We start from the raw sequence: 26048 nt of genomic DNA, 5'->3' as shown, positions 1-26048 counted from the left end.
ACAGTTTTCTGTCGGGTTTCTTTTTTATCCTAAAACATGAAATGCAAGAATCTTTTGCACTTCGTAAACATTCACAGATTTATTGAATTGTTTTACAATACTTGGCTGTTGTTCGCTCGAAATCCAGATTTTTAGTTCGGCATCAAGATCAAAAGTTCCTGCAGTTTCTACACTGAATCTAGTGATGTTTTTATAAGCTATAGATTTGTATTCTGTTTTGCTTCCAGTGATTCCTTGAACATCAACTAGAATTAATCTTTTGTTAGTAAAAATGAAAGTATCGCGAATAAGTTTAAAACCCATTTCAATTTCTTCATTTGCAGTCAAAAGCTGTCCGTATTTTTTAAGTAAATCTTCTTGGCTTACAGAACCTGCATTGCCAAGAATAGCTGAAAATATTCCCATTATTTCTAATTTTATTTTGATGATTAACGTTGTAAAAGTAGTTAAAAATAAAAGAGAATTTAGACAGTAAAAGTTATAATTATGAAAGCGCTATTAAATAAAAAAGCAGAACCTAAGTTCTGCTTTTTTTATGATTATTCAACTTCCGTTTTTATTGTAATTGGGAGATTGTATGCTGTTCTTACAGCTTTTCCATCTAAAATTCCTGGGCTCCATTTTGTTTTCAAAGATTTTAAAACTCTAATGGCTTCTTTCCCCATTCCATAACCTGGATCATTTCTAACAATAATATCTGTAAGAGATCCGTCTTTTTCAACTACAAAAGAAACATATACTTTCAATGTTTTTTCCATATCCAATTCTGGTCTGCGGAAATTGTTTCCAACATATTTGTAAAACTGCCCAATTCCGCCTGGGAATTCAGGTTGTTTGTCCAAAATTGCTGAAGAAAGAGGTTCTTCAATTTTAGGTGCTGTAGAAGCAGCAACGCCACTACCATCTCCTCCTGTTGAAGGCATTACATTAACGGCAGTTCCTGTTCCGTTAGTGTTTTCTACAACTGGTGCGTTTTCTGTATTTGGGGCAATTTTGTCAACTGCTTCTTCTGGTCTTGTCACCACTGGATTAATCAATTGACTTGCATCTGTCGATTTTACGGCGCTTTGCTCAACTACTGGTGCAGGTGGAGCTGGCGGCGGAGGCACAACAGTTGGATCAATGTTTACGGGTGTAATTGGATCGTAAATCATTGGTTCGGGCTCGACTTCAACTACTGAAGGCTTAAATTTGTTAATTAGCACAGATGCGCTTCCTAAAGCCGTTAATAACAATAAACCCATAAAGAGAGCTGTGATAGAGTTTTTAGAATTCTCTTGACGTAATTGATAAGCGCCGTACTCTTTGTTTTTGTTCTCGAAAACAAGATCGGTCCACTTGTTTTCATAAATGCTTAATTTAGACATAATTTTTGGGTTTTAAGGTTAAGTAACTTTAAATCATACGCGAAAAGGTTTAGGTTTGAGCTAACAACGTGAAAGTTGTAGTTTTAGTGTTGTAGAAATATATTATTTTAAGAATAAAAATACGAATAGTGCATTATTCTTAATCTAAAGATAGTAAATTATCTATTACGTTCGATAATTTCTGCTAATAATTTTTTCGCACGCAAAAGTTTTACTTTTACGCTGCTTAAGGGTTCATCTATCTTAACAGCAATTTCCTGATAAGACATTTCTTGAAAATAACGAAGCTGAATTACTTCTTGGTAGTGCGGTTTAAGTTCTTTGATGCAAAGAAGCAAACGAGAAAGATTCTGTTCCTTAATTAAAGCATCTTCTGCAGATGGAGTAGGGTCGGCGATGTTGTATGCCTGTTGATCTTCGTTGTCTGTTATTTCTATAAAAAGATTAGTTTTCTTTTTTCGTAACAAATCAATGTAGACATTTTTTGCAATGGCAATAAGCCAAGTGTTGAATTTAAATTCAGAATTATAAGAGGTTATCTTGTCAAAAGCTTTAGAGAAAGTTTCAATCGTGATATCTTCAGCGATAGTTTCGTTTTCGGTTCTTTTGAGCATAAAGGAATACACTTCATTCCAATAATGATCTAATAAAAAAGTAAAGGCGATCTGATCGCCTTTTTTTGCTTTTTCTATTTTAGAATTTATTTCCAATATACTGGTTTTGAAAAGATATTAGTTATAAAGATATTAATTTGCGTTAATATAAGTGCTATCTCAACAACTGGAAACCAAATTTTAATATCATTTTCTTTTAGTTTTCCTGCCGAACATCCAATTACTGTCCAAACAACAGTGTAACGGGTTGCTAAAATTGCTAATACAGCAATCCATTCAAATTGGAAAGCCAATAGAATAATAACTAATAAAAAGAAAAATAATTGTGAAAGGAAGAATAATCCCAACTGCATTTTGTCAAAAAACTTATAATGTTCTGCAGTAGAAATATGTCTTCTTTTTTGAGTAAACCATTCTTTATAAGTTTTCTTAGGTTGTGAATAAGTAAAACTTTCTGGACTATAAGAAATAGTAGTATTAGCCTTTGTTGCTGCTTGATTGATAAACAAATCGTCATCTCCAGAGCGAACCTGAATATGATCAATAAAGCCATTTACATTGAAGAATTCGTCTTTTTTATATGACAAGTTTCGGCCTACACCCATATATGGAAGACCTATTTTTGCCCATGAAAAATATTGAATTGCAGTAAGAATCGTTTCGAAACGAATGATTTTGTTTAAAAACGAACGTTCTACTTTTTCGTAACCTCCATAACCCAAAATAATAGTTTTGTTTGTAGTAAAGTGCGAAGTCATAGAAGTGATCCAATCTTTAGAAGCTGGATAACAGTCTGCATCTGTAAACAATAAATAATCTTTTTTTGCGGCTTTGATTCCAAGTGTCAAAGCATATTTTTTATTTCCCCAAAAAGCTTCATTGTTTTCAACTTTAACCAAACGAATGTTAGAGAATTCTTTTTCAAATTCTTCAAAAACTTCAAGAGTTTCATCACTTGATGCATCGTCTATAAGAACAATTTCAAAATCAGGATAGTCTTGCTGCGCCAAAAGCGGAATGTATTTTTTTACATTCTCTTCTTCATTTTTAGCACATACAATTACTGAAACAGGAAGATTTTTAGGCGTAACATGTTGCGGTTTGCTAAAAGCAAACTTTCCAAAAATTCCGAGATAATAAAATAGTTGAACAACAACAATAGCAATAAAAAAGTAAAATATGTATATAAGCATCTGATTTATTTGGTGTCTATTAATTTCAAATTCTGGTGTACAAATGTACTATGAATTAGCTAATTTCAATAGCTAAAAACTGATTTACTTTCGGCATTTTGACATTTCTTTTGCAACAGCAATAGACTGAGGGTTTTCGGTTTTTTCCAATTCAGAAATAATGTTTTTATAATTATAATCGTCACGGTTTTGCGAAAGTTTTTTTGTTGCCTGAATTTCCTCAATTTCTATTTCAAAACCAAATATTCCTCTGGCTTCGCGCATTGTTTTTGCAGATAAATCTTCAACTCGAACTGGGTTTTTAGAATTTGCTTCGTATTTGTCAACCAATTTTTTTAATTGTTCGACCGAAGTTTCATAATCTACGATTTTGATTTTTCCATAAACATGTACGGCTATGTAATTCCATGTAGGAACATTTTCATGATCGTACCAAGAAGAAGAAACGTAACTGTGCGGACCTGTAAAAACAGCCAAAACCTGATCATTTTCTTTAAAACCTTCTGCTTGCGGATTTAACTTTGAAATGTGTCCTTGCAGAATCTCTTTTCCGTCATTATTAAGCTCAAGTTCTATCGGGATATGTGTTGCACATAATTTTCCGTTAGTTTGATTAATCAGAATTCCGAAGCTGTTTTCTTTTAGAAAATTTCTAATTTCTTCAGCATTTTCGTTCTTGTATAAATCTGGTGTGTACATTTTTTAAGATTTAGTCAAACATTTCTAGGTTTCGATTCCTTATTGATTTTCGGCTGTGTCTTTTTGTAAAAGGAATAGATTTGAAGTTACACTTAAATATAAAATAAATATTCCGATAACAGTAAAAACAACTCCTTCAATTAAACATTGCGTTGCAAAATCATTGGAAAGTACTGTTCTGATAGGGCGAAAAAAAAGCGAGATTACTTCTTTTCTAAAAAACTTAAGTCTCATTAGCATATAAAGAGCCAAGGCGAGTAAAATTGTATTTATCGAAGAAAGTTTGTTTTTCCAGTTTAAGAAACCAATAGCTAAAATTCCAAACAATAAACCTAGAAAAATCCAGATGTATATACTTGGCCAGAAACTTAAAGCATCTTCTTTTGTTGGGAATAAAGCGCTCCAGTTTTTTGATTCTTGAGAATTGCAATGTTTTTTTATGCAAATAACTTTTTCAGCAGCAGTATAAATCCTTAATTGCAGAATTCCATTAATTAGGATAATCATCCCAAAAAATTGAATTAAAAGAACTCCAACATTTAGTTTTTTCATTAAAGTTATAATTTGATGGAAATTCCTGTTTTTAAATCACATTCACTTCGGCTTCGATATGGATGCCAAAAGTTTCAAAAACGGTTTTTTGAACTTCTTTAGAAACCGCTAAAATTTCCTGTCCAGTTGCATTTCCGTAATTCACTAAAACCAAAGCTTGATTCTTATGAACTCCTGCATCTCCAAAACGTTTTCCTTTAAAACCTGCCTGTTCAATAAGCCAACCCGCAGGAACTTTAACTTCTGTATCTGAAACTTCATAATATTTCATTTCAGGGAATTTCTGATGGATTTTCTCAAAATCAGATTTCAGTAAAATCGGATTTTTGAAAAAACTTCCGCTGTTTCCTAATTCTTTCGGATCTGGCAATTTACTTTGTCTAATGGCAATTACAGCATTACTCACATCTTTTAATGTTGGTTCTGTAATGTTGTTTTTGGCCAATTCTGCCAAAATATCTCCATAAGAAGTATTGATTTTATGATTGCGTTTGGTTAATTTAAAAACAACCGAAGTAATAATGTATTGGTCTTTTACTTCATGTTTGAAAATACTTTCGCGGTAGCCAAAATTACATTCTGCATTATCGAAAGTTTTCAGTTCTTGAGTTGCAATATTCATAGCTTCGCAAGAAACAAAAGTATCTTTGATTTCAGTTCCGTACGCGCCAATATTCTGAACTGGAGTTGTTCCTACGTTTCCAGGAATTAGCGACATATTTTCTAGACCGCCAAAATTATTGTCGATTGTCCAAAGTACGAAATCATGCCAAGTTTCTCCAGCCTGACTTTCAACCCAAACAAAATCATCGTCTTCTTTTGTGATTTTTTTGCCTTTTAAATCAATGTGAATAACCAGCGCCTGAATATCTTTCGTTAAAAGCATATTGCTTCCGCCTCCTAAAATGAACTTTTTCTCGTTTTTGTTTTCTTGTAAAATTGTCTTTAGTTCAGCAATAGAATGAACAGCAACAAATTGTTTAGCACTGGCTTCAATGCCGAAAGTATTATATTTTTTTAAAGAAAAATTGGATTGGATTTCCATAAATAAAAGGCTTTTTAATCTGTGTCAAAAGTAAGGATTATAAGTTTTGGTTTAGCCTGTAAGGGTGTAAAGTTTGTAAAAGCTTTTATTTAAAATGTGAAACTTAACATATTTGCTTTTAATCAGATTTCGTTTTTTTGTAAGTTTGAACTAGTTAATAGCGCATAATCATGTCAAAATCAATTATTAAAAACAGAGCATTCTTTTTTGTAATTCTAAATGTGTTTTTATCAATTTCCTCTTTTGCTCAAAGTGACATTGTCGGGAAATGGAAAACAAGAGACATAATTGGATATACTGATGTTGCAGAATATTCTTTAATAAAAGAAAAAGAACCTGATAGTGGACGTACTGTAACATTCAACTTAGATGGTACATTTTCAAGCGGTGAAACAATGCAATGTCTTACGGGTTGTTTTGCTTTTACCTCGGGAACTTATGCAATGGTTGATAACGATCACATACATCTGACTGTGGAGGACGTTCGTTTTGTTGGCTTCACATGTGGAATGAATAAAAGACAGAAAGAAGATTTTATTAAAGATTTAGGCGTTTTTTATATTTATAAAGAAGGAGATAAAATTCGTTTAATTCCAAGTAGTGGAGTTTTGCAGGATGATAGAGATGAAATGCTGTATACTCAAATGGCTAATAATTTTTACAAAGAATGGAGAAAGTATGATTATGTATGGCAAAATACAAATGGAAATAATCAGCAAGAAATTATAAACGATTGTATTGATTCTAAAAAGCAGATTGTTTTATCTAATTGCAAAGTTGTTTTTTCTACAAAAAGAGATTTAGAAGAATTTCTAATTTTGAAAGATGATAAAGAATTTCATTATGTAATTTATGATTCTCATAATAAAAAAGTCTCTTTAGCGTATCCAAAAAATAAAGGCTAATATTTTATATATAAAAGGTTATAATTTATTTAGCGTTCTTCGCGTAAAAAAAACTTTGCGTTCTTTGCGGTTAAATATTTCGCAAATCAAGTAATTCGTGATATTTCTCCGAAATAACCTTCATGTTAATATTATAATTCGCATTTTCCTCCACAAATTTTCTGTTTCGAATAATCGCTTCATTTCGCAATTCGGGATTTTCAAAAGACCAGATTAATTCTTCGGCCAGCATTTCGATATTATCAATTTCAATTAATTGACCATTTTCGCGATGTGTTATCCAGCTTTGATTTCCAGGAATATCAGAAACAATAGGAAAACAATTAGAAGCCATCGCCTCAAACAAAGAAGCAGAAACTCCCTCGGTAATTGGCATACTAATATAAATATTCGATTGCTGTAATAATTTTGGAAGTTCCGTATTCGGGATTCTTCCTGTAAAAATCACTTTGTTTTCTATTTGTAGTTCTTTGGCTAAATCTTTCAAAAACTGCAATCTTGTTCCATCTCCAACAATTGTAAGAGAAAAATCTATTCCTTTTTGGTTTAAAATTCCAAAAGCTTTTAGAATAGAATCGTGTCGATATTCTGGCTGAAGCGAACGTGTAACAATCGCTTCAATTTTATTTGAATTATTAGTAGAAGGAGTAAAAAGTGATAAGTCAATTCCTTTTGGAAGAACTAATACTTTGTTCATGTCAACGCCAGTTGCTTTCATGTGAATTGCCATAACTGGTCCCCAAGCATGAATTAAATGTGCTTTTTTAAAAGCATATTTCTGAATGAATTTTTTATAAGGATATAAAACTGAAGTTTCGGGCCATAAATCGGTTCGACCTTGTTGCGCGATCGCAATGGTTTTAGATCCAGATAATGCAGCAAGAAAACCGTAACTGGTTGTTCTTTCGGCAATAACCATATCGGGTTTTTCTTTTCTGATTGTTTTTCGAATAGAAAAAGGAGCAAAGAAATACTCTAAAATACGTTTGAATCTTTTATTATTTGGCGTTTGAAGTTCCCAAGTAATAATTTCAAAATCGCCAAATTCTTTCAGACCTTTCATCCAAGTAATAGCGTCAGCACGGTAAGATTCTCCAAGAAAAAGTATTTTCCTTTTCATTCAGTTGTTATTTTTTGCCACAGATTAAAAAGATTAAAAAGGATTTTGCAGTTGCGAAAAATTAATCTGTGAGAATCTGTGAAATCTGTGGCAAATAAAACTAAAATTCTTCAGTATCCAAAGCGCGATTGATGAATTCGTTTAGAGGTTTTAAAGCGATAAGTTTTTGGCTCATTTTCTTTACAAAATCTTTCTCCATCACTTCAGAGACATTATAGACTTGAGTTGCTGTAAAACTTTTTAATTTTAAAAACTCAATTGCAGGATGATCTTTTTCGTAACCGCGAGGCATGCTTTTAAGTGAATTGTTTTCGTTTATGTCTAAACTTTCAAACTCTTTTTTGAAGTTTTTATCATTTAAAATTTCCTGTAAATCATCATAGAAAAAAGCAATTTCTTTACGGACTTTCTTTAAGTCTTCCGCTTCAGGCGAATAAAATCCACCGGCAATAAAACTTGCACCTTTTTCAATATGAACATAATATCCGGCGCGGTTCAAACCTTTTGTTCCGCCAGACATCCAGATTCCTAAATGTGCTTTGTATGGCGATTTGTCTTTAGAAAAACGAATATCACGGTTAATTCTGAAAGTACAGTTTTTAACTTCCAACAATTCTAATGAAGGATCAAGCGGTTTCATGGCATCAAGAAAATCACTTACCAATTGATGGTAATCTTTCTTGAAAACTTCATATCTCTTTTTATTTTCCTGAAACCATTCGCGATTGTTGTTTCTTTTTAAATCGTCTAAAAATTGCAATGATTCTTTCGTTAGCATATTCCTTAAATATTTATTGCAGTTGTTTTTTAAATTTTGCTCAGGCTAATTTAATGATTTCTATTTTGGGATTGATCCTGAAAACTGATACAAATTGTACCAATTTTAAGACTTATAAATTGAAGATTTTATAAGTCTGATGCGTCGATTTTACAATCGCTTCGGTTCTTTCTGGATGTGTATCAGATATAAAAAGCTGTCCGAATGTCTCGCTATTTACCATTTCTATAATTTTGGCAACACGCGTTTCGTCCAGTTTATCAAAAATATCATCAAACAAAAGAATAGGTTTTACACCGCTTTGTTTTTTCAAAAACTCGAATTGAGCCAATTTTAAAGCAATTAGAAATGATTTCTGCTGACCTTGAGATCCGAATTTTTTTATTGGATGCGAATCAATCTCAAAAGACAAATCATCTTTATGAGTTCCAACAGTTGTATAATGTAGCGCTCGATCTTTATTGATGTTTTCCTGCAAAAGCGTTAAAAGGTCTTTTTCGAACAAATGACTTTCATAAACCAACTGAACCTTTTCCTCAGATCCAGTTATCGCCTGATGGTGTCTATTAAATATAGGTATAAACTGCTCGAGAAAATCTTTTCGTTTTTCAAAAATAGATTTTCCGTAACCTTGCAATTGTTCATTATATATAGACAAGGTGTCGTTGTCAAAAACATGATTTAGGGCAAAATATTTCAAAAGAGCATTTCGCTGCGTAATCACTTTTTGATAATTTATCAATTCATGCAAATATGTAGAATCTAATTGCGAAATCACGCTGTCCATAAATTTACGGCGCGTTTCGCTTCCTTCAACGATCAAATCTCTATCTGCGGGCGAAATAATAACCAACGGAATAAATCCAATATGATCGGAGAATTTGTCATAAGGTTTTCCATTTCGCTTTAAAACCTTTTTTTGTCCTTTTTTTAAACTGCAGACAATTTGTTCTGTTCGTTCATTCTTTTCCAGTTCAGCATCAATGACAAAAAACTCTTCGCCATGTTTGATATTTTGAACGGCAAGCGGATTAAAATAGCTTTTTCCGTAAGCTAAATGATAAATAGCATCAAGCACATTGGTTTTGCCAATACCATTTTTTCCCACAAAACAGTTGATTTTGATGTCAAAATCAAAACTTGCTTCAGAAAAGTTTTTATAATTGAATAAAGAGATTTTGTTTAAATGCATTTTTCGGGACTCCATGTGAAAAATTTACCGTTTTCGACCAGTAAAATTTTGAGGCTGCAAATTACCGAAAATTATCGATATAATTGGCTTTACGGTATTCTTCAGCCGATTTATTTTGACGCTTTCGCGGAAGGACAAGAGAATCATGAAAATATTTTTTTTAAAATAGTGATAAAATTGATTTTTTTTGCCTCAGTTTCAAGAAAAATTTTATTTTTGCCGTTCACTAAATAATTTTTAAATGGCAACTTACAATAAAAGAGGATATAAGACACCAAAAGAAAAGGAAGTAAAAGAAGTTACTGAAGAACAACAAGTAGTTATTGACGAGAAAGACAGCACAACAGCTGGAGTTTTCTCAAAATTAGACGAAACAGCTTCAAGAACTGAGGATTGGGTGGCTAAAAATCAAAAAATCATTATTGGTTTAGTGGCTGGTATTGCTGTTGCTACAATTGGATATTTGGCTTACCAAAAATTCATTGCAACTCCTAAACAAGAAGAAGCTGCAAGCGAAATGTTTGTTGCTCAACAAAATTTTGAAAAAGCTGTAAATGGTGTTTCTAGCGATTCATTATTCAAATTATCATTAAACGGTTCTGAAGGTAAATTCGGATTTATTAAAATCGCTGACGAATATTCTGGAACTGACGCTGGAAATTTAGCAAACTACTATGCTGGTATTGCTTACTTAAATACTGGTAAATATGATGAGGCGATTAAATATTTAGGTGAATTTAAATCTGAAGACGTTATCTTAAGCGCTTTAGCTAAAGGTGCAACTGGAGATGCTTACTCTCAAAAAAATCAGCAAAAAGAAGCTCTTGATTTTTATGTGAAAGCTGCTGAGTCTAACAAAAACGATTTTACAACACCTCGTTTCTTATTAAAAGCAGGAAAAACTGCTTTAGCTTTAGGACAAAAAGAAGATGCATTGAAATATTTCAATGACATTAAAGATAATTACGACAGTACTCCAGAAGCAGCATCTGTTGATGCTTTGATCGGATTAGCACAATAATATTATTTGTAGAGTTAAGATTTTAGATTTTAGATTTGTATTTTTACAATCTGAAATTAAAAAACTAAAATCTTAAATATAAAAGATGGCTACTGAAAATAAAAATCTATCAGAATACGATAAAAACACAATCCCAAATGCGAAAGACTTTCGATTTGGGATTGTTGTTTCTGAATGGAATGATACTATAACAGAAGGACTTTATAATGGTGCTTTTGATGCTTTAACTGATTGTGACGTTCCTGCTCAACAAATTATCCGTTGGAATGTTCCAGGAAGTTTTGAGTTGATTTATGGAGCTAAAAAAATGCTTCAAACGCAAAAGGTTGACGCAGTTATCGTAATTGGATGTGTGATTCAAGGAGAAACAAAACATTTTGATTTTGTATGCGAAGGTGTTACACAAGGAATTAAAGATTTGAATGTTCAAACTGATATTCCAGTTATTTTCTGTGTTTTAACAGATAATAACATGCAACAGTCAATTGATAGAAGTGGGGGAGCTCACGGAAACAAAGGGACTGAAGCAGCAATTGCGGCAATCAAAATGGCTTATATTCGTCAGCAAGCCTCAATATCTCATGCTTTCAATCAGCCTTTATTGACTTCTGGGGCATTGCAAATTGAAGATTCTCCTAGAAAAATAGAGAACGAATAAAACACATTTGTTTTAAAAATATTAAAACCTATACTGTGTCACAATAGTATAGGTTTTTTGTTTTTTTTATGATTATTCTTATTCTAAAAGCCAATCAAAATTTACTAAATTTGTACTTCTTGGTTTATAAAAACCGAATTTAAACTTTAAACTTATTTTTGCTTAATGTCGAGTATTATTCAATTGCTTCCTGATCACGTTGCTAACCAAATTGCTGCTGGAGAAGTGGTTCAAAGACCAGCTTCAGTCGTAAAAGAGTTGTTAGAAAATGCCGTTGATGCAAAAGCAACTGATATTAAATTGATTATAAAAGATGCTGGTAAATCTTTAGTCCAAGTTATCGACAATGGCGTTGGAATGACCGTTACAGATGCACGTTTGTGTTTTGCCCGTCATGCAACTTCAAAAATCCGTTTGGCAGAAGATTTGTTTTCACTTGGAACAAAAGGTTTCCGCGGTGAGGCTTTGGCTTCTATTGCTGCGATCGCGCATATGGAGCTGAAAACCAAACAAGATCAGGACGAGCTTGGAACGCATATTATAATCGAGGGAAGTAAATTTGTTTCGCAAGAAGTGGCTGTTTTGCCAAAAGGAACTTCGTTTGCGGTTAAAAACTTATTTTTTAATATTCCTGCTCGCCGTAATTTCTTAAAATCAGATACGGTTGAATTTCGTCATGTAATGGATGAATTTCAGCGTGTGGCATTAGCACATCCAAATATTCATTTTAGTTTTTATCATAACGGAAGTGAATTATATAATCTTCCAGCATCAGGTTACCGTCAGAGAATTGTGGGTATCATGTCTGGAAAAACTAATGAAAAACTAGTTCCTGTAAACGAGGATACTGAAATTATAAATATTCAAGGTTTTGTATGCAAGCCTGAATTTGCTAAGAAAAATAGGGGAGAACAGTTCTTTTTTGTAAACGATCGTTTTATAAAAAGCGGTTATTTGCATCACGCAGTAATGTCTGCTTATGATGGATTGCTGAAAGATGGTTCTCAGCCAAGTTATTTCTTGTATCTGCAAGTGCCGCCAAATACTATTGATATCAATATACATCCAACTAAAACGGAAATTAAGTTTGATGACGAACAAGCATTATATGCAATTTTAAGAGCGTCTATTAAACACAGTTTAGGACAATTTAACGTTGCGCCCGTTTTAGATTTTGATAGAGATGCTAACTTAGATACGCCTTATCATTATAAAGACATGGAAGCAGAAGTACCTACGATTCAGGTTGATGGGACTTTTAATCCGTTTACAGATGATAAAACGAATCAGCATTACAGCAAAGCTAGCTCTGGAACGTCATCAAGTTACAGTTCAGGTTCGTCGTCTTCTGGGTCTGGATCATCTTACTCAGGTTCGTCTTATTCAGGTTATTCAAAAAGAGTAGAACCAACTGCAAGCTGGGAAAGTTTATATGTTGGCTTAGATACTGAAAATCCGGAAAGTATAGAAAGTTCGCCTTTTACATTCGAAAATGAAGAAGTAACATCTTCTTTATTCAATGATGATGAGGTAGAACAAGCGACTCAAAAGACGTATCAAATTCATAAAAAATACATTGTTTCGCCTATAAAATCAGGAATGGTTATTGTAGATCAACAGCGTGCGCATCAGCGTATTTTGTACGAACAGTTTTTGCTGAATATGACGGTAAATCAAGCAGCAAGTCAGCAATTGCTTTTTCCTTTGGATTTGTTTTATTCGGCATCTGAAATGAAGTTAATCGAAGAATTAAAACCTTCGCTGGCAACAACAGGATTTGTTTTTGACGAAAGTAAAATAGACCATGTTGTGATTTCAGGAATTCCGGTAAATATTACCGAAAGTGAAGTCCCTTTGGTGATCGAACAGTTATTGAGTGATTTGCAAGACGGAATTCCAGCGAACAGTTATAGCCAAAATGATACAATTGCCAAATCGATGGCCAAAAGTTTAGCGGTTAAAACGGGATCTTATTTAACCGAAAAAGAACAAGATAATCTAGTAAACGGTTTGTTTGCTTGTAAAGATCCAAATATTTCACCTTTTCAAAAACCTACCTTCATCACGATGCGTGTGGAAGATATAGATAAAAAGTTTGCATTATGATGAATATTACACCAGTAGTTAAACAACTGCTAATTATAAATATTATATTCTTTATTGGCTCTCAGTTAGTGCCAGTTTCGTATGATTATTTAATGATGTATTATCCAGAGAGTGATAATTTTAGAATGTGGCAGATCATTTCACACATGTTTATGCATGCGCCATTACCTAATTTTGCTCACATTTTATTTAATATGTTTGCATTATATAGTTTTGGTTCTGCATTAGAGCATTTTTGGGGCGGAAAAAAATTCTTGTTTTTCTATATTTCATGCGGATTAGGTGCGGCATTACTTCATACTGGTGTGAATTATTTACAGTTACAATCTCTTTTAAGTTCTGTATCTGATCTGAATTTATCTAAATCAGAACTTCATTTGATTTTAAATGCAGATTATTCTTCTCTATTTGATTCTAGCGGAAAAATGGTTCAGGGAGAAGTTTCTAATATTTTAAGTAAAGCACATTGCACTCAAGAGCAATTTAATTCTTTGGCTCAGGCAAGTTCAATAGTTCAGTCACCTGTTTTAGGAGCTTCTGGAGCAATTTATGGCTTACTTACAGCTTTTGCATTTATGTTTCCAAATGCGCAGCTTGCTTTATTGTTTATTCCTGTTCCAATTAAAGCAAAATATTTTGTTCCTGGAATTTTAGCAATTGACTTATTTTTAGGATTTAAAGGAAGTTCTTTGTTTGGTAGCGGTGGAACTGGAATTGCGCACTTTGCCCATGTTGGTGGTGCAATTGCAGGTTTTTTAATGATGCTTTACTGGAAAAAAAATCAGTTTAATAACAATCGTTGGAATTAATTTTTAACTTTAAAGTACGAATTATAAAACAAAAAAAGTTTCTATGAATATTCTAGACGATTTAAAATTACAGTATAGATTGGGGGGTATTGCTATGCGTGTTATGTATTGGAACATCGCATGTTTTATTGTATCTCTTATTTTTTTCTATCAATTTTCAATTGGTCAGTTTGATTTTCCTAGCTGGATTGCTTTGTCATCCGATCCTCAGGTTTTCATGTTCAAACCGTGGACACTTTTAACCTATGCTTTTTTTCACGACGGATTTTTTCATCTGTTATTTAATATGATGGTTCTTAATTTTGCAAGTACATTGTTTCTAACGTATTTCACTCAAAAGCAATATTTAGGATTATATCTTTTAAGCGCTCTTTTTGCTGGAGTAGCTTTTGCATTAAGTTTTTATTTTTCTAATATCAGTGGCTCTATTGTGGGGGCTTCGGCGGCTATTATGGCAATTTTAGTAGCAGCAACGACCTATTCTCCGTTAATGGATGTTCGACTATTTTTATTTGGAAATGTAAAACTTTGGCACATTACAGCAGTAATTATAATTTTAGATTTAATGCAGTTCCGTTTAGGAAACATGGGCGGACATATTTCGCATTTGGCTGGAGCATTCTTCGGATTTGCGTACATTAAATTACTTCAAAACGGTACCGACTTAAGTACCATTGTTTCTAAAACTTTAGATTTCTTTGCAAATCTTTTTAGAAAATCTCCTTCGACCCCATTTAGAAAAGTTCATAAAAATTACAAAAAACCTACAGAAAAAACGACATCAAGAATTGTAACAAAAGACAAAACGCAACAACAAATTGATGAGATTTTGGATAAAATCAGCCAATCAGGATATGATTGTCTGACAAAAGAAGAAAAAGAGTTTTTATTTAAAGCTGGAAAATAAACTTGTAGGAGATAAATATGAAAAACCTTTCTTGGTTTAATAAAGTAATGTTCTTTTTGAACATAGTCCTAACTGTGCTTACATTTAGCGTCTATGTTTTACCTTTTTTAGCACCTAAAAGTTTCCCACTTTTATCGGTGCTTACTTTGTTTATGCCAGCCTTTTTTGTGGCAAATGGATTGTTCTTTGTTTATTGGGCAATTCAGTTTAAAAAACGCCTTATTTTATCTGGTCTGGTTTTGCTGACAGGAATTACATTTATCAGTAAGTTTTATAAATTCTCTGCTAAAGAGTATGTGGAAGACGAAAAAGATTTTTCTGTAATGAGTTATAACGTACGTCTTTTTAATGTTTTTAAATGGCTAGACCGAGATGATATTCCGTCAAACATAAAAGCTTTTATAGACGAAAAAGATCCAGATATTTTATGTATCCAAGAATATTCAAATTCGGCGCATTTGGACTTAAAAGTATATCCGCATCGTTATATTTTTATTGATGGAAAAAAAATCAAAACAGGACAGGCTATTTTTTCTAAATTTCCTATTATCGAGGAAGGAAATATTGTTTTTCCAAAATCAGATAACAATGTAGTTTATGCTGATATTAAACGCGGAAAAGATATTATACGTGTTTACAATATGCACTTGCAATCAATTAAGATTTCTCCTGATGTAAGTGAAATATCAGATGATATTGATAATGTAAACCAAAAGAAATCGCAGCGTATTTATGGCAGAATCAGCAAAGGATTCGAGCAACAGCAAGAACAGGCTGAGATTTTTAAAGAGCATATCAAAAAATGTAAAACTCCAATGATTATTTGTGGAGATATGAATAACAGTCCGTTTTCGTATGTTTATAGAAATATCAAAGGAAAGCTAAAAGATGCTTTTGAAGAAGCTGGCGGAGGTTTTGGCGCAACTTATAAATTCAAATATTATCCTGCTAGAATTGACTACATTTTTACAGATAGTAAAATGAAAGTAAAGGAATTTGAAAGTTTTTCTGACTTCGAAAATTCAGATCATTATCCGATTATGACAAGACTTTCTATGGAATAATTTATTAGCCGAAAGTTAAAAGTGGAAAGACAAAAGTTAAGGGGATTATGAGAATTCATAACTCATAACTTACAATTCATAATTTATATGATTTTCTGTGTTTTTAGGTAATCAATAGCAAATTTCCCTTCGTTAAAAAGTAAGTCTAAAACACTTAAATTATTGATGAAACCGTGTTTGTCATCAAAAACCTGAGTATATTTTTCGAAAGAATTAGTGTCTTTTTTTCCATTTGCTAAATACCTGAAATCTGTAAAGTCTTGTGCTTCGTGAAAGTATTCAGTTGTTCTTCCGAACTCTAATTTCATTCTAAGGCATTTTGTTACGGTGTCAAAAACTTCGAAATTAAGATCCATTAAAAAGGTGTGCTTTTTCTCGAAAATAGTCACAATGTCGTCTTCAAAGTACTCAAAGAAAGGAGAACTTCTATATGCAGCTTCTAATGATTTAAAATGCTGTTTCTGCCAATCAAATTCATTTTCGATCAAAATGTCTTTTGTCTTTTGATGCGTTTCTTTAGAATGCTTAACGGGTATGTTTAATAATTGAATTCCGTTTGGACTATAGATATAGGTTCTGTTTCTATTAGTCTGTTTCTGGAAATTATCTTCCATTTCAAAAGTAATGCTGTCAGATTGCGCAATTACAGCAAAATGACTAATTGATGGGAAATAAGTTGGAAGTATTAAGGAATTCATGATGATTTAAGTTTAATCGGTAAATCGTTTAACCGTACTTTTTGAGAACGATTAAACGATTTTACAGTTTAACGAATTAACGTTTTATGCTTTATTTTCTCTTCTCTTTTTCCAGATAAAATCTCCTACGAAATAGATAGCAAGAAGTATTAAGAAGTATTTAAAGTAAGAGTGAGGTTGGCCTTCACCATCTACAGTTGTAAATACTCTGCTCCAGCGAACTTTATTGATGCCTTTTCCGTTGGTATCCCAACTCATCCAAATGAAAACTGGTTTTCCTACGATGTGATCTTCAGGAACGTATCCCCAATAACGGCTATCTTCAGAATTGTGACGGTTATCTCCCATCATCCAATAATAGTTTTGTTTGAAGGTGTATGTCGTTGTTGGTTTTCCGTTAATTAAAAATTTAGAACCTTCTAAAGCTAATGTATTTCCTTCGTAGTTTGTAATGATTTCTTTGTAGAAAGGAAGTGATTCATTTGTCAAAGCTACCGTTTTTCCTGCTTGAGGAATATAAATTGGCCCCATGTTATCTTGGTTCCATCTGTTGATATGAGGGAAGATAGCATTGTTATTTCCTTTATCAACCTGTCTTATTACAGCAGTAACTCCGGGAGTGTTTTTAAATCTTTCAGCGCCAGCTTCTGTCAATGCACCTAAGAAAAGTGTATCTCTTTTTTCTGTTCTAAAACCTGCTGGATCTGTAATATCTAGTTCTTTGAATAGATTTTCGAAATCAATAGAAGTTTTTCCGTCTAAAGCGACTAAATAAGAATATTGTGGTTTAGCTCTTTCTGGTAAAACTAATTTTTTCCCGTTAATGTAAACAAAACCATCTTTTATTGATAAACTGTCTCCAGGGATACCAACGCATCTTTTTACGTAATTCGATTTTTTATCGATAGGTTTGATAACGCCTGGTCTTCCTTTTGGCTCAAAGAAATAATGAACCGTATCGACCGGCCAGTTGAAGACAACTATGTCACATCGGTTTATTTTTTCGATTGCTGGTAGTCTAAAATATGGTAGTTGAGGCCAGCTTAAATAAGATTTTCTTTTAGTTAAGGGTATAGAATCGTGAACCATTGGTAAAGCTACCGTTGTCATTGGTACTCTAGGGCCGTAATTTATTTTGCTCACAAATAAGAAATCACCAATTAGCAAAGATTTTTCTAAAGATGATGTCGGGATTGTGTAAGGCTGTACAACATAAGTGTGTACCAAAGTTGCTACAATAATAGCAAACAGCAAAGAACTAATAGTGTCAGCTGTCTTGTTTTCGGGAGTTAATTTACGGTCTTTATTATACTCTAATTTCTGAGTATAATTGACAACATAGATGTAAAAACCTAGAGTGAAAAGACCTAAAATAGTATCTAAAGTTGATCTTTTACCAAAAGTTCTTAAAGTTTCTACCCATACAACTGGAAACATAATTAAGTTGATAATCGGAATAAAAAGCAATAAGGTCCACCATGTAGGGCGCCCGATAATTTTCATTAATACGATTGAATTGTATACCGGAATTGCTGCTTCCCAGCTTTTTCTTCCCGCTGCCTGATATAATTTCCAAGTTCCAAGGAAATGGATGATTTGAACAGCTAAGAAAAATACGAACCAAGAGTAAAGTGTCATAATATTGTATTTTAAGTTTTAAATTCAGGATTTTAGCAATCCAAAACTTTATTCAATTTATTGTAAGTTTAGTACATCTTTCATTGAGAAAATCCCTTGCTTTCCAGCAAGCCATTCTGCGGCAACAACAGCACCAAGAGCAAAACCTTCGCGGTTGTGTGCAGTGTGTTTTATTTCGATACTGTCAATAGGAGAGTCATAATTTACGGTGTGAGTTCCAGGAACTTCTCCAATTCTTTTTGCTTCAATACGAATTTCGTTTGCTTTAGCATCTTCCATCGTCCAATTAGCATAATTGCTGTTTTGGATTACACCTTGAGCTAAAGAAATCGCAGTTCCGCTTGGAGCATCCAATTTGTGGATATGATGAATTTCTTCCATTGAAACTTTATAAGAATCAAATTGTTTCATGATTTTTGCTAAATATTCATTTAAGCCAAAGAAAACATTTACTCCCAAACTGAAGTTTGAACTAGAAATAAAACCTCCTTTTTTCTCATTGCAAAGCGCAATCATTTCATCATAATGTTCTAACCATCCAGTTGTTCCTGAAACTACAGGAACATTAGCATTGAAAGAAGCAGAAATATTACTTACTGCCGCTGATGGAACGCTGAAATCAATGGCAACATCAGCTGTTGAAAGTCCGTCATAGGTATTAAATTCATCTTTTCTTAAAACTATTTCATGACCTCTTTCTAAAGCAATTCGTTCAATTACTTTACCCATTTTTCCGTATCCTAAAAGCGCAATTTTCATTATGATATATTTTTGATTTTTTTTAATAGAACAGATCTATTAAAACTTATAATTAAAAGTTAGTCCGACATTTGGTTTAAATGTTACGTCGGCGGGGTAAATTTCTGGTCGCATTGAAAGCCTTTCGTTTACGTTAAACTGTATCAAAGCTGCGTCGACATTGGCGTCAATAATGTTTAAAACATAAAATCCAACAACAAATAAAGCAGATAGATCTCTATTTCTTTGGTAAAATTTCTGTCCAGCGATAAGTCGGTCATCATCAAGAAATTGATAATCGTCATCGTTATAGCCTTCTAATCTTCTTTTGTAGGCATCACGATATTCGTGGTACTTTTTGTTGTTGTCTATGTAGAAATACAAACTTGTTCCGATTGCTCCATAGACCAACGGAATTTTCCAATATTTTTTATTGTATGCTTGGCCTAAACCTGGTAAAATAGCAGAATAAAAAGCTGCTTTTGCTGGTGTAAGCGGATCTATTTCTTGTAATGCAGTAGTGTCTTTTACGACCAAAACCGTGTCTTTTTTTACCTGGGCAAAAAGAGAAACGGTTCCTGTTAGAAAGAACAATAGACCAATGGGGACAATCTTATTCACTATCCGTTTATTAATTTTATAATTCTGTTAAAGTCAGCTTCAGAATTAAATGGAATTGTAATTTTTCCTTTTCCGTTACCGGCAACTTTTATATCAACTTTTGAGCCAAAATAATCGTTGAAAGTATTTTTCTGAGTTTCTCTAACAACAAATGCAGAATCAGCTTTTGGTTTTCCTTCTGCTTTTGGTTGCTGACCTTCATGGTAATTTTTAACTAAAGCCTCTGTTTCACGAACAGATAAGTTTTGGCTAACTATTTTTTGGTAAATATCAGTTTGAACGTCTAAATCTTCGATGTTGATAATTGCTCTACCGTGTCCCATACTAATAAAACCATCACGAATACCTGTTTGGATAATCGGATCTAATTTTAATAGGCGTAAGTAGTTGGCAATTGTCGAACGTTTTTTTCCAACTCTTTCACTCATTTGTTCTTGAGTTAATTGAATTTCGTCGATCAAACGTTGGTATGATAAAGCAATCTCAATTGGATCTAAGTCATGACGTTGGATGTTTTCAACCAAGGCCATAACCAATGATTCGTTGTCATTTGCAATACGAATGTAAGCAGGAACGTGTGTTAAACCTACTAATGTAGAAGCACGAAGACGACGTTCTCCAGAGATTAACTGGTATTTATTAAAATCTAATTTACGAACAGTAATAGGTTGAATTACCCCAAGTTCTTTAATAGAAGTGGCTAATTCACGTAATGATTCTTCATTAAAATTGCTTCTAGGCTGAAACGGATTTATCTCGATCGCGCTTATTTCCAATTCAATGATATTTCCAACAACTTTGTCAGCATTTTTGTCTTCTACTGATTTAATGTCGTTTTCCGGATCTTTCAATAAGGCAGATAATCCTCTTCCTAAGGCTTGTTTTTTAATTACTTTTGTCATAAAAACTATTTACTGTTTTTCTTTATAATTTCTTGGGCTAAATGAATATAGTTCACTGCACCTTTGCTTGTTGCATCATAATTAATGATACTTTCACCAAAACTTGGAGCTTCACTTAATTTAACATTTCGCTGAATTACGGTATCAAAAACCATATCGTTAAAGTGTTTTTGAACCTCTTCTACAACCTGATTAGATAAACGTAATCTTGAATCGTACATTGTTAATAATAAACCTTCAATGTCAAGATCTGGGTTGTGGATTTTCTGAATACTTTTAATAGTGTTCAATAATTTTCCTAATCCCTCAAGTGCAAAATACTCGCACTGAATAGGAATAACTACAGAATCAGACGCTGTTAAAGCATTCAATGTTAACAAACCTAGAGAAGGTGCGCAGTCGATAATGATATAATCATATTCTTGTTTTGCCTCTTCTAATGCTTTTTTAAGCATATACTCGCGGTTTTCTTTGTCAACCAATTCAATTTCGATAGCAACAAGGTCAATGTGAGCAGGTATCACGTCAACATTTGGAGCTGTACATTTTAAAACGGCTTCTTTTGGTGTTACAGTATGCTCAAGAATTTGGTACGTTCCAGTTTCAACTGTTTCTACGTCAATTCCAAGGCCAGATGTAGCATTGGCTTGAGGATCAGCATCGATCAATAATACTTTTTTTTCTAAAACACCTAATGCGGCAGCTAGATTGACTGATGTAGTAGTCTTTCCAACGCCTCCTTTTTGATTAGCAATAGCAATGATTTTGCCCATTTATTTTCTGAATTTTGAACCGTAAAAATACAATTATTTATGGTTTTTGAAAATCTATTTTGTTAACATTTGTGAAACTTTGCTTAATCGGGGTTTCATGGGTGTTTGCTTGAAAATAATTTTAGTTATGAATAAGATTATTAGCAATATTTTGACCAATTTAGGTGAGGTTCTTTCAATAAAATGACAAGAATTAAATTTTATTTTGAAGAAAAGGTGTTATTTTAAAATTTCGATAGTGACATAAACTAAACCACTTTTTTTATTAGAAGCGATTTCCATAAATGCTCTTTTGCTGAGATCAATTTCTCTTCCATTAATAAAAGGGCCTCTGTCTGTAATTTCTACGATTACAAATTTCTTATTTATTTCGTTTGTGACTTTTAATATTGTGCCAAAAGGAAATTTTTTATGTGCAGCAGTAAAATCATTGTTGTTAAATCTTTTTCCACTTGCGGTTTTTCTTCCGTTAAATTTATCATGATAATAAGAAGCGTGTGCATTTGTCTTGTATAATACGCCTTCTTTTGCTGCTGAACATGAATCCACAGAAGTCGTGTTCTTTTCTTGCGCGATTATGATATTAGAAAAAACTATAGCAGTAAACAATAGAATCTTTTTCATTTTATTTTCCCTTTCGATTAAACTGGCAAAAGAAAGTTATTGAAGAAAAATGGACATCTTCAAAAAGGTTTATTTATGTCATTAAAGGACAAAATACGGGCTTTGTATAGTTTTTGATAAGAAATATGTAAAGACACGGGTTAAAGATTATTGCTATTTTGGGCTTTCTAAAAACTACAGCAATTACATACTATCAAACCACAAAAAACAAACATTTTTATGATTAAAAAAGTAAACTCAATGTTTCTAACATTCGTGTCAGTGTTTATGCTTTCCAGCTTTGTCTCACCGAATTCGTCTGTTGAAATAAAACATGAAAACAAGATCGAACGAAAAATTATTTATAACAAGAAAAAACACAGTATAACATTATCGTGGTCGGCTTTTGGTTCTTCTGGAAATTATATAATTAGTAGAGGAGGAAGTCGTTTGGCATCAGAATTTGTATCAGTTGGGTCTACTTCCAAATTGACATTTACAGATAATAAACCGAATACAGATAAATACGAGAACTATTATAAAATTACGCGTAATGACACAACCATAATAATTTCGCTGGAAAATCAAATTTTTGGTGATAACCTATATTTATACGACAGAAAGTATGAAAAAGTTGAAACAGCCCGAAATGAAATTAATTCGCATTTTGGTGCAATTGGTTTAGGAGGAGCAAATGGAGAATGGACAACAAAACGTCAGGCATATTATTTTAAAGCAAATGTTGACGGACAGACTTATGATGTTGGTGGGTCAGGTTCTGCTTCTTCGGTGGAGGCTAATTCAATAGAATTGGGATTTTATTCTCATATTGGAGGTTTGGGTAAAGTGCCATCAGATGTTAAATTGGGTTCTATATTTACTAGGCCTCATCTTTCTGGTGGAGCAAATGCTACTTGTACATTTTGGCGTTCGGTAGAAAATGTAGAAGTAATGCGCGATTTTTCATGGACTGTTTCTCAATCAACCAGCGCAAGAAGGCTTCTTATTGATAGCACTTCGAAATATATTTCAGATGTTGGAAATACAAATTTTTGGGGAAGTGGCGGTTTTATTGCTGATACTCATTACACATCTGACAGGCCAAACTGGGGCGGACAACAGCAATGGTATACGAGAAATACCGTTTTTCCTTCTGGTTCAGGAGCAATGGGAGGTTCATACAATATGGTTTGGCAAGGATGTGTTAATCCGCCAAAAGCGGATGATGCCAATTCTCCAGTTTCTACAACTCCTATTATTAGAGAAAAACCTTTTCTGTTTATAGATAAAGATGGAGAATACAAAATGTTTATTCCAGCATGGCAAAAAGATCGAGTAGGAACTTCTTGGACAGCAACGGATATGGGAAAAGGTAATGTCCAAGATTTGATTATAAGCTGGTATGTTGCTAAAGAAGGTGATACTGATGTAGAAATTAATGCTGCATTAAAATCAGGTAAGAATATATTTTTTACGCCTGGGCATTATTCGTTGAATGCGCCAATACAAGTAAATAGAAAAGATGCTATTCTTCTCGGGGCTGGAATTGCTTCGGTAACTTTAGAACCGACTGAAAAAAATACTTGGGGTTGTATTTATGCTGATGATAAAGACGGAATTATCATTGCCGGACTTTTGATGGATTCACTAAATAGTACAACTTATCAAGTTAGAATTGGTAATGAAGGAGCAAATGCAGATCATGCTACAGGTCCTATTTTGCTTAGTGATATTACTTGCCGTGTGGGTGGAGTTCAATCAAAAAATATCCAGATACAAGCTTCCATGCAGATAAATAGTAATAATGTTGTGGGTGATCATTTTTGGTTGTGGCGTGCCGATCATGGTTCGCAAAAAGGAGGAGATGCACGCTGGACAAGAGACAGATGTAAAAACGGACTTATAGTTGCTGGAGATGATGTTACACTTTATGGATTATTTGTTGAACATTATCAAGAATATGAAGTGATATGGATGGGAGAACGAGGAAGAACTTATTTCTTTCAGAATGAACCTCCGTACGATGCGCCAAATCAGGCGAGCTGGAGCAGTCAAGGAGGTAAAGTTGATGGTTATGCGGCTTTTAAAGTTGCTAATACTGTAAAAGAACATCAAAGTATCGGAATGGGGTCTTATGCCGTTTTTACTGGAACAGATGGGAATGTGAATAAGAAAAACGGTTATGAAATTCCGAATAGCCCAAATGTAAAATTGGAGAAAATGTGTATTACTCGTTTTGCTGGTCCAGGGAATATTCAAAATGTTGTAAATAGTACTGGCGGAAGCACAGCAACTGGTGCAAAACGTGTGACATTATATACTAATAGTGAAGGAATACAGCCTTTTGATGAAGAATTTATTTTACCTAAAGGAGAATCTTATCCTGCTTATATAAGTATGGAAAAATAGTAAGAACGATTTTTTTCGCCACGAATTCACGAATTATTTTTTCAAATCTTCGCGATTATTTATTCGAATTAATTCGCATAATATTAGATAAAGTATTTAAAAAGAAAATTCGTGAATTCGTGGCGAATACTATTTATTTCGTTTCTAGTATGTTTAAGGGATAGCTAATAAAGGCGCAAAGTTTTTTATCTGAGTTTAAAGCAAAAAAAAAGTCTTTTCAAAAAATGAAAAGACTTTTGTCGGGGTGGCAGGATTCGAACCTGCGGCCTCCTGCTCCCAAAGCAGGCGCGATAACCGGGCTACGCTACACCCCGTAGCATTTGCTTATTGGTCGTTACTGTGGTCTTCCCGTCTTAGAGCGGGACACGATAACCGGGCTACGCTACACCCCGAAGATGTTTTGCTGTACTGCCCGAAAGCGGATGCAAAGATATAAATAAATTTCGTTTACAAAAGCAAAAAGCAAAAATAAATAAAACTTATTTTGAGATAGCTATTTCAGATTTAATTTCGACGTTATTTTTTATAATAAAGTTTACATTTGCAACTCAAAAAAACTATTACTATGTCAAATACAATCGAAAAAATTAAATGCCTTATTATAGGTTCTGGCCCTGCAGGTTATACTGCGGCTATTTATGCGGCTAGAGCTAACATGAATCCAGTATTATATCAAGGAATGCAACCTGGTGGTCAATTGACTACAACTAATGAGGTTGAAAACTTTCCTGGGTATGTTGATGGAGTTACAGGGCCAGAAATGATGATTCAGTTACAAGAACAAGCAAAACGTTTTGGTGCTGATATTCGTGATGGTTGGGCAACAAAAGTTGATTTTTCTGGAGATATTCATAAAGTTTGGATTAACGATACAATCGAATTACACTGTGAAACTGTAATTATTTCTACAGGTGCTTCGGCTAAATATTTAGGATTACCATCAGAACAGCATTACTTAAATATGGGTGGTGGAGTTTCTGCTTGTGCTGTTTGCGACGGATTCTTCTACAGAAACCAAGATGTTGTTATTGTTGGAGCAGGAGATTCTGCTTGTGAAGAAGCGCATTACTTATCTAAACTTTGTAAAAAAGTAACCATGTTGGTTAGAAGTGAAAAATTCAGAGCTTCTAAAATTATGGAAGAACGTGTTCGTAAAACAGAAAACATTGAAATTTTAATGAATCACGATACTGTTGAAGTTCTTGGAGATAATAATGTAGTTCATGCTATTAAAGCTTTAAACAAAACAACTGGCGAAACAATCGAAATTCCTGCAACTGGTTTCTTCGTGGCAATTGGTCACAAACCAAATACAGATATTTTTAAAGATTACATTACACTAGATGAAACTGGTTATATCGTAAATACTCCAGGAACATCTAAAACAAATGTAGAAGGTGTTTTTGTTGCTGGTGATGCTGCAGATCATGTTTATCGTCAGGCAATTACTGCTGCAGGTACAGGTTGTATGGCAGCATTAGATGCTGAAAGATATTTAGCTTCTAAAGAATAATTTAAAGTATTCAGTCACAGTCGCAGTTTTCAGTTTATTGGAATTTAAACAGAACTAGACTTTAAAAATAAAAAAGTCCCAATCATTTTACGATTGGGACTTTTATTTTATGCAAAATTTTCA

The 26048-nt window shown here is 33.3% G+C and carries 26 protein-coding genes and 1 tRNA gene; 9 read left to right on the top strand and 18 right to left on the bottom strand.

The window, feature by feature from the left end:
* Window positions 1–24: 24 nt before the first annotated feature.
* The 7 genes from V6624_RS01135 to murB form a co-directional block, all read right to left on the bottom strand.
* On the bottom strand, window positions 25–405 hold the full coding sequence (locus V6624_RS01135) for a PH domain-containing protein (protein ID WP_111285682.1): 381 nt from the start codon (window positions 403–405) through the stop codon (window positions 25–27).
* 134 nt (window positions 406–539) lie between these two features.
* Window positions 540–1367 carry an energy transducer TonB gene (locus V6624_RS01130; protein ID WP_111285684.1) on the bottom strand — a complete coding sequence of 276 codons (828 nt, stop codon included), beginning with the start codon at window positions 1365–1367 and terminating at the stop codon, window positions 540–542.
* Between the two features lie 158 nt (window positions 1368–1525).
* A complete protein-coding gene (locus tag V6624_RS01125; protein ID WP_111285686.1) occupies window positions 1526–2077 on the bottom strand; it encodes an RNA polymerase sigma factor in 552 nt (183 codons plus the stop codon).
* Window positions 2068–3174, bottom strand: a complete 1107-nt coding sequence (locus tag V6624_RS01120) for a glycosyltransferase (protein ID WP_111285688.1) — start codon at window positions 3172–3174, stop codon at window positions 2068–2070. Before V6624_RS01120 ends, V6624_RS01125 begins: the two co-directional genes overlap by 10 nt.
* A gap of 84 nt (window positions 3175–3258) precedes the next feature.
* Window positions 3259–3873, bottom strand: a complete 615-nt coding sequence (locus V6624_RS01115; RefSeq protein ID WP_111285690.1) for an FMN-binding negative transcriptional regulator — start codon at window positions 3871–3873, stop codon at window positions 3259–3261.
* Window positions 3874–3912: 39 nt separating this feature from the next.
* On the bottom strand, window positions 3913–4425 hold the full coding sequence (locus tag V6624_RS01110; RefSeq protein ID WP_111285692.1) for a hypothetical protein: 513 nt from the start codon (window positions 4423–4425) through the stop codon (window positions 3913–3915).
* Between the two features lie 31 nt (window positions 4426–4456).
* Window positions 4457–5470: a UDP-N-acetylmuramate dehydrogenase gene (gene murB / locus V6624_RS01105; RefSeq protein WP_111285694.1), complete on the bottom strand. Its 1014-nt coding sequence runs from the start codon at window positions 5468–5470 to the stop codon at window positions 4457–4459.
* Window positions 5471–5640: 170 nt separating this feature from the next.
* On the opposite strand from murB, the gene V6624_RS01100 reads away from it, so the two are divergent.
* Window positions 5641–6375 carry a hypothetical protein gene (locus V6624_RS01100; protein ID WP_111285696.1) on the top strand — a complete coding sequence of 245 codons (735 nt, stop codon included), beginning with the start codon at window positions 5641–5643 and terminating at the stop codon, window positions 6373–6375.
* Window positions 6376–6445: 70 nt separating this feature from the next.
* On the opposite strand, the gene V6624_RS01095 is transcribed toward V6624_RS01100, so the two are convergent.
* The 3 genes from V6624_RS01095 to recF form a co-directional block, all read right to left on the bottom strand.
* A complete protein-coding gene (locus V6624_RS01095) occupies window positions 6446–7495 on the bottom strand; it encodes a glycosyltransferase (RefSeq protein WP_111285697.1) in 1050 nt (349 codons plus the stop codon).
* Between the two features lie 100 nt (window positions 7496–7595).
* Window positions 7596–8273: a DUF2461 domain-containing protein gene (locus V6624_RS01090; protein ID WP_111285699.1), complete on the bottom strand. Its 678-nt coding sequence runs from the start codon at window positions 8271–8273 to the stop codon at window positions 7596–7598.
* A gap of 112 nt (window positions 8274–8385) precedes the next feature.
* Window positions 8386–9465 carry a DNA replication/repair protein RecF gene (gene recF, locus V6624_RS01085; protein ID WP_111285701.1) on the bottom strand — a complete coding sequence of 360 codons (1080 nt, stop codon included), beginning with the start codon at window positions 9463–9465 and terminating at the stop codon, window positions 8386–8388.
* A gap of 241 nt (window positions 9466–9706) precedes the next feature.
* On the opposite strand from recF, the gene V6624_RS01080 reads away from it, so the two are divergent.
* The 6 genes from V6624_RS01080 (at window position 9707) to V6624_RS01055 (ending at window position 16030) form a co-directional block, all read left to right on the top strand.
* Complete coding sequence (locus tag V6624_RS01080; RefSeq protein ID WP_111285705.1) at window positions 9707–10486, top strand: tetratricopeptide repeat protein; 780 nt, start codon at window positions 9707–9709, stop codon at window positions 10484–10486.
* Window positions 10487–10571: 85 nt separating this feature from the next.
* Entirely contained in the window at window positions 10572–11144 is a 573-nt protein-coding gene (gene ribH / locus V6624_RS01075; RefSeq protein WP_111285707.1) for a 6,7-dimethyl-8-ribityllumazine synthase, read from the top strand.
* A gap of 165 nt (window positions 11145–11309) precedes the next feature.
* Entirely contained in the window at window positions 11310–13250 is a 1941-nt protein-coding gene (gene mutL, locus V6624_RS01070; RefSeq protein WP_111285709.1) for a DNA mismatch repair endonuclease MutL, read from the top strand.
* Entirely contained in the window at window positions 13247–14059 is an 813-nt protein-coding gene (locus V6624_RS01065) for a rhomboid family intramembrane serine protease (protein ID WP_162614940.1), read from the top strand. Before mutL ends, V6624_RS01065 begins: the two co-directional genes overlap by 4 nt.
* Before the next feature lie 43 nt (window positions 14060–14102).
* The gene (locus V6624_RS01060; RefSeq protein ID WP_111285711.1) at window positions 14103–14966 is read left to right on the top strand and encodes a rhomboid family intramembrane serine protease; all 864 of its coding nucleotides are present in this window, start codon (window positions 14103–14105) and stop codon (window positions 14964–14966) included.
* A 17-nt stretch (window positions 14967–14983) separates the two neighbouring features.
* Window positions 14984–16030, top strand: coding sequence for an endonuclease/exonuclease/phosphatase family protein (locus V6624_RS01055; RefSeq protein WP_162614941.1), 1047 nt, complete (start codon window positions 14984–14986; stop codon window positions 16028–16030).
* A gap of 83 nt (window positions 16031–16113) precedes the next feature.
* On the opposite strand, the gene V6624_RS01050 is transcribed toward V6624_RS01055, so the two are convergent.
* The 7 genes from V6624_RS01050 to V6624_RS01020 form a co-directional block, all read right to left on the bottom strand.
* On the bottom strand, window positions 16114–16728 hold the full coding sequence (locus tag V6624_RS01050; protein ID WP_111285713.1) for a WbqC family protein: 615 nt from the start codon (window positions 16726–16728) through the stop codon (window positions 16114–16116).
* Window positions 16729–16812: 84 nt separating this feature from the next.
* Complete coding sequence (gene lepB, locus V6624_RS01045) at window positions 16813–18366, bottom strand: signal peptidase I (protein ID WP_111285715.1); 1554 nt, start codon at window positions 18364–18366, stop codon at window positions 16813–16815.
* Between the two features lie 57 nt (window positions 18367–18423).
* Window positions 18424–19125, bottom strand: coding sequence for a 4-hydroxy-tetrahydrodipicolinate reductase (gene dapB / locus V6624_RS01040; RefSeq protein ID WP_111285717.1), 702 nt, complete (start codon window positions 19123–19125; stop codon window positions 18424–18426).
* Between the two features lie 39 nt (window positions 19126–19164).
* Complete coding sequence (locus V6624_RS01035; RefSeq protein WP_111285719.1) at window positions 19165–19725, bottom strand: DUF5683 domain-containing protein; 561 nt, start codon at window positions 19723–19725, stop codon at window positions 19165–19167.
* Window positions 19725–20627, bottom strand: coding sequence for a ParB/RepB/Spo0J family partition protein (locus tag V6624_RS01030; protein WP_111285721.1), 903 nt, complete (start codon window positions 20625–20627; stop codon window positions 19725–19727). Before V6624_RS01030 ends, V6624_RS01035 begins: the two co-directional genes overlap by 1 nt.
* A 5-nt stretch (window positions 20628–20632) precedes the next feature.
* Complete coding sequence (locus V6624_RS01025; protein WP_111285723.1) at window positions 20633–21400, bottom strand: ParA family protein; 768 nt, start codon at window positions 21398–21400, stop codon at window positions 20633–20635.
* Window positions 21401–21619: 219 nt separating this feature from the next.
* Window positions 21620–22024 carry a septal ring lytic transglycosylase RlpA family protein gene (locus V6624_RS01020; RefSeq protein WP_111285725.1) on the bottom strand — a complete coding sequence of 135 codons (405 nt, stop codon included), beginning with the start codon at window positions 22022–22024 and terminating at the stop codon, window positions 21620–21622.
* Between the two features lie 240 nt (window positions 22025–22264).
* Between V6624_RS01020 and V6624_RS01015 the strand changes: the two genes are divergently transcribed.
* The gene (locus V6624_RS01015) at window positions 22265–24412 is read left to right on the top strand and encodes a hypothetical protein (protein WP_338840619.1); all 2148 of its coding nucleotides are present in this window, start codon (window positions 22265–22267) and stop codon (window positions 24410–24412) included.
* Between the two features lie 239 nt (window positions 24413–24651).
* On the opposite strand, the gene V6624_RS01010 is transcribed toward V6624_RS01015, so the two are convergent.
* A tRNA-Pro gene (locus tag V6624_RS01010) sits at window positions 24652–24726 on the bottom strand.
* A 251-nt stretch (window positions 24727–24977) separates the two neighbouring features.
* Between V6624_RS01010 and trxB the strand changes: the two genes are divergently transcribed.
* Window positions 24978–25925, top strand: coding sequence for a thioredoxin-disulfide reductase (gene trxB / locus V6624_RS01005; RefSeq protein WP_111285729.1), 948 nt, complete (start codon window positions 24978–24980; stop codon window positions 25923–25925).
* Window positions 25926–26048: the final 123 nt, after the last annotated feature.

Origin of the sequence: Flavobacterium ginsenosidimutans, assembly GCF_037478105.1 — a bacterium.
Classification (GTDB): domain Bacteria; phylum Bacteroidota; class Bacteroidia; order Flavobacteriales; family Flavobacteriaceae; genus Flavobacterium; species Flavobacterium ginsenosidimutans.
The sequence above is the reverse complement of the archived record's forward strand: the minus strand, read 5'-3'. Positions and strand labels throughout refer to the sequence as shown.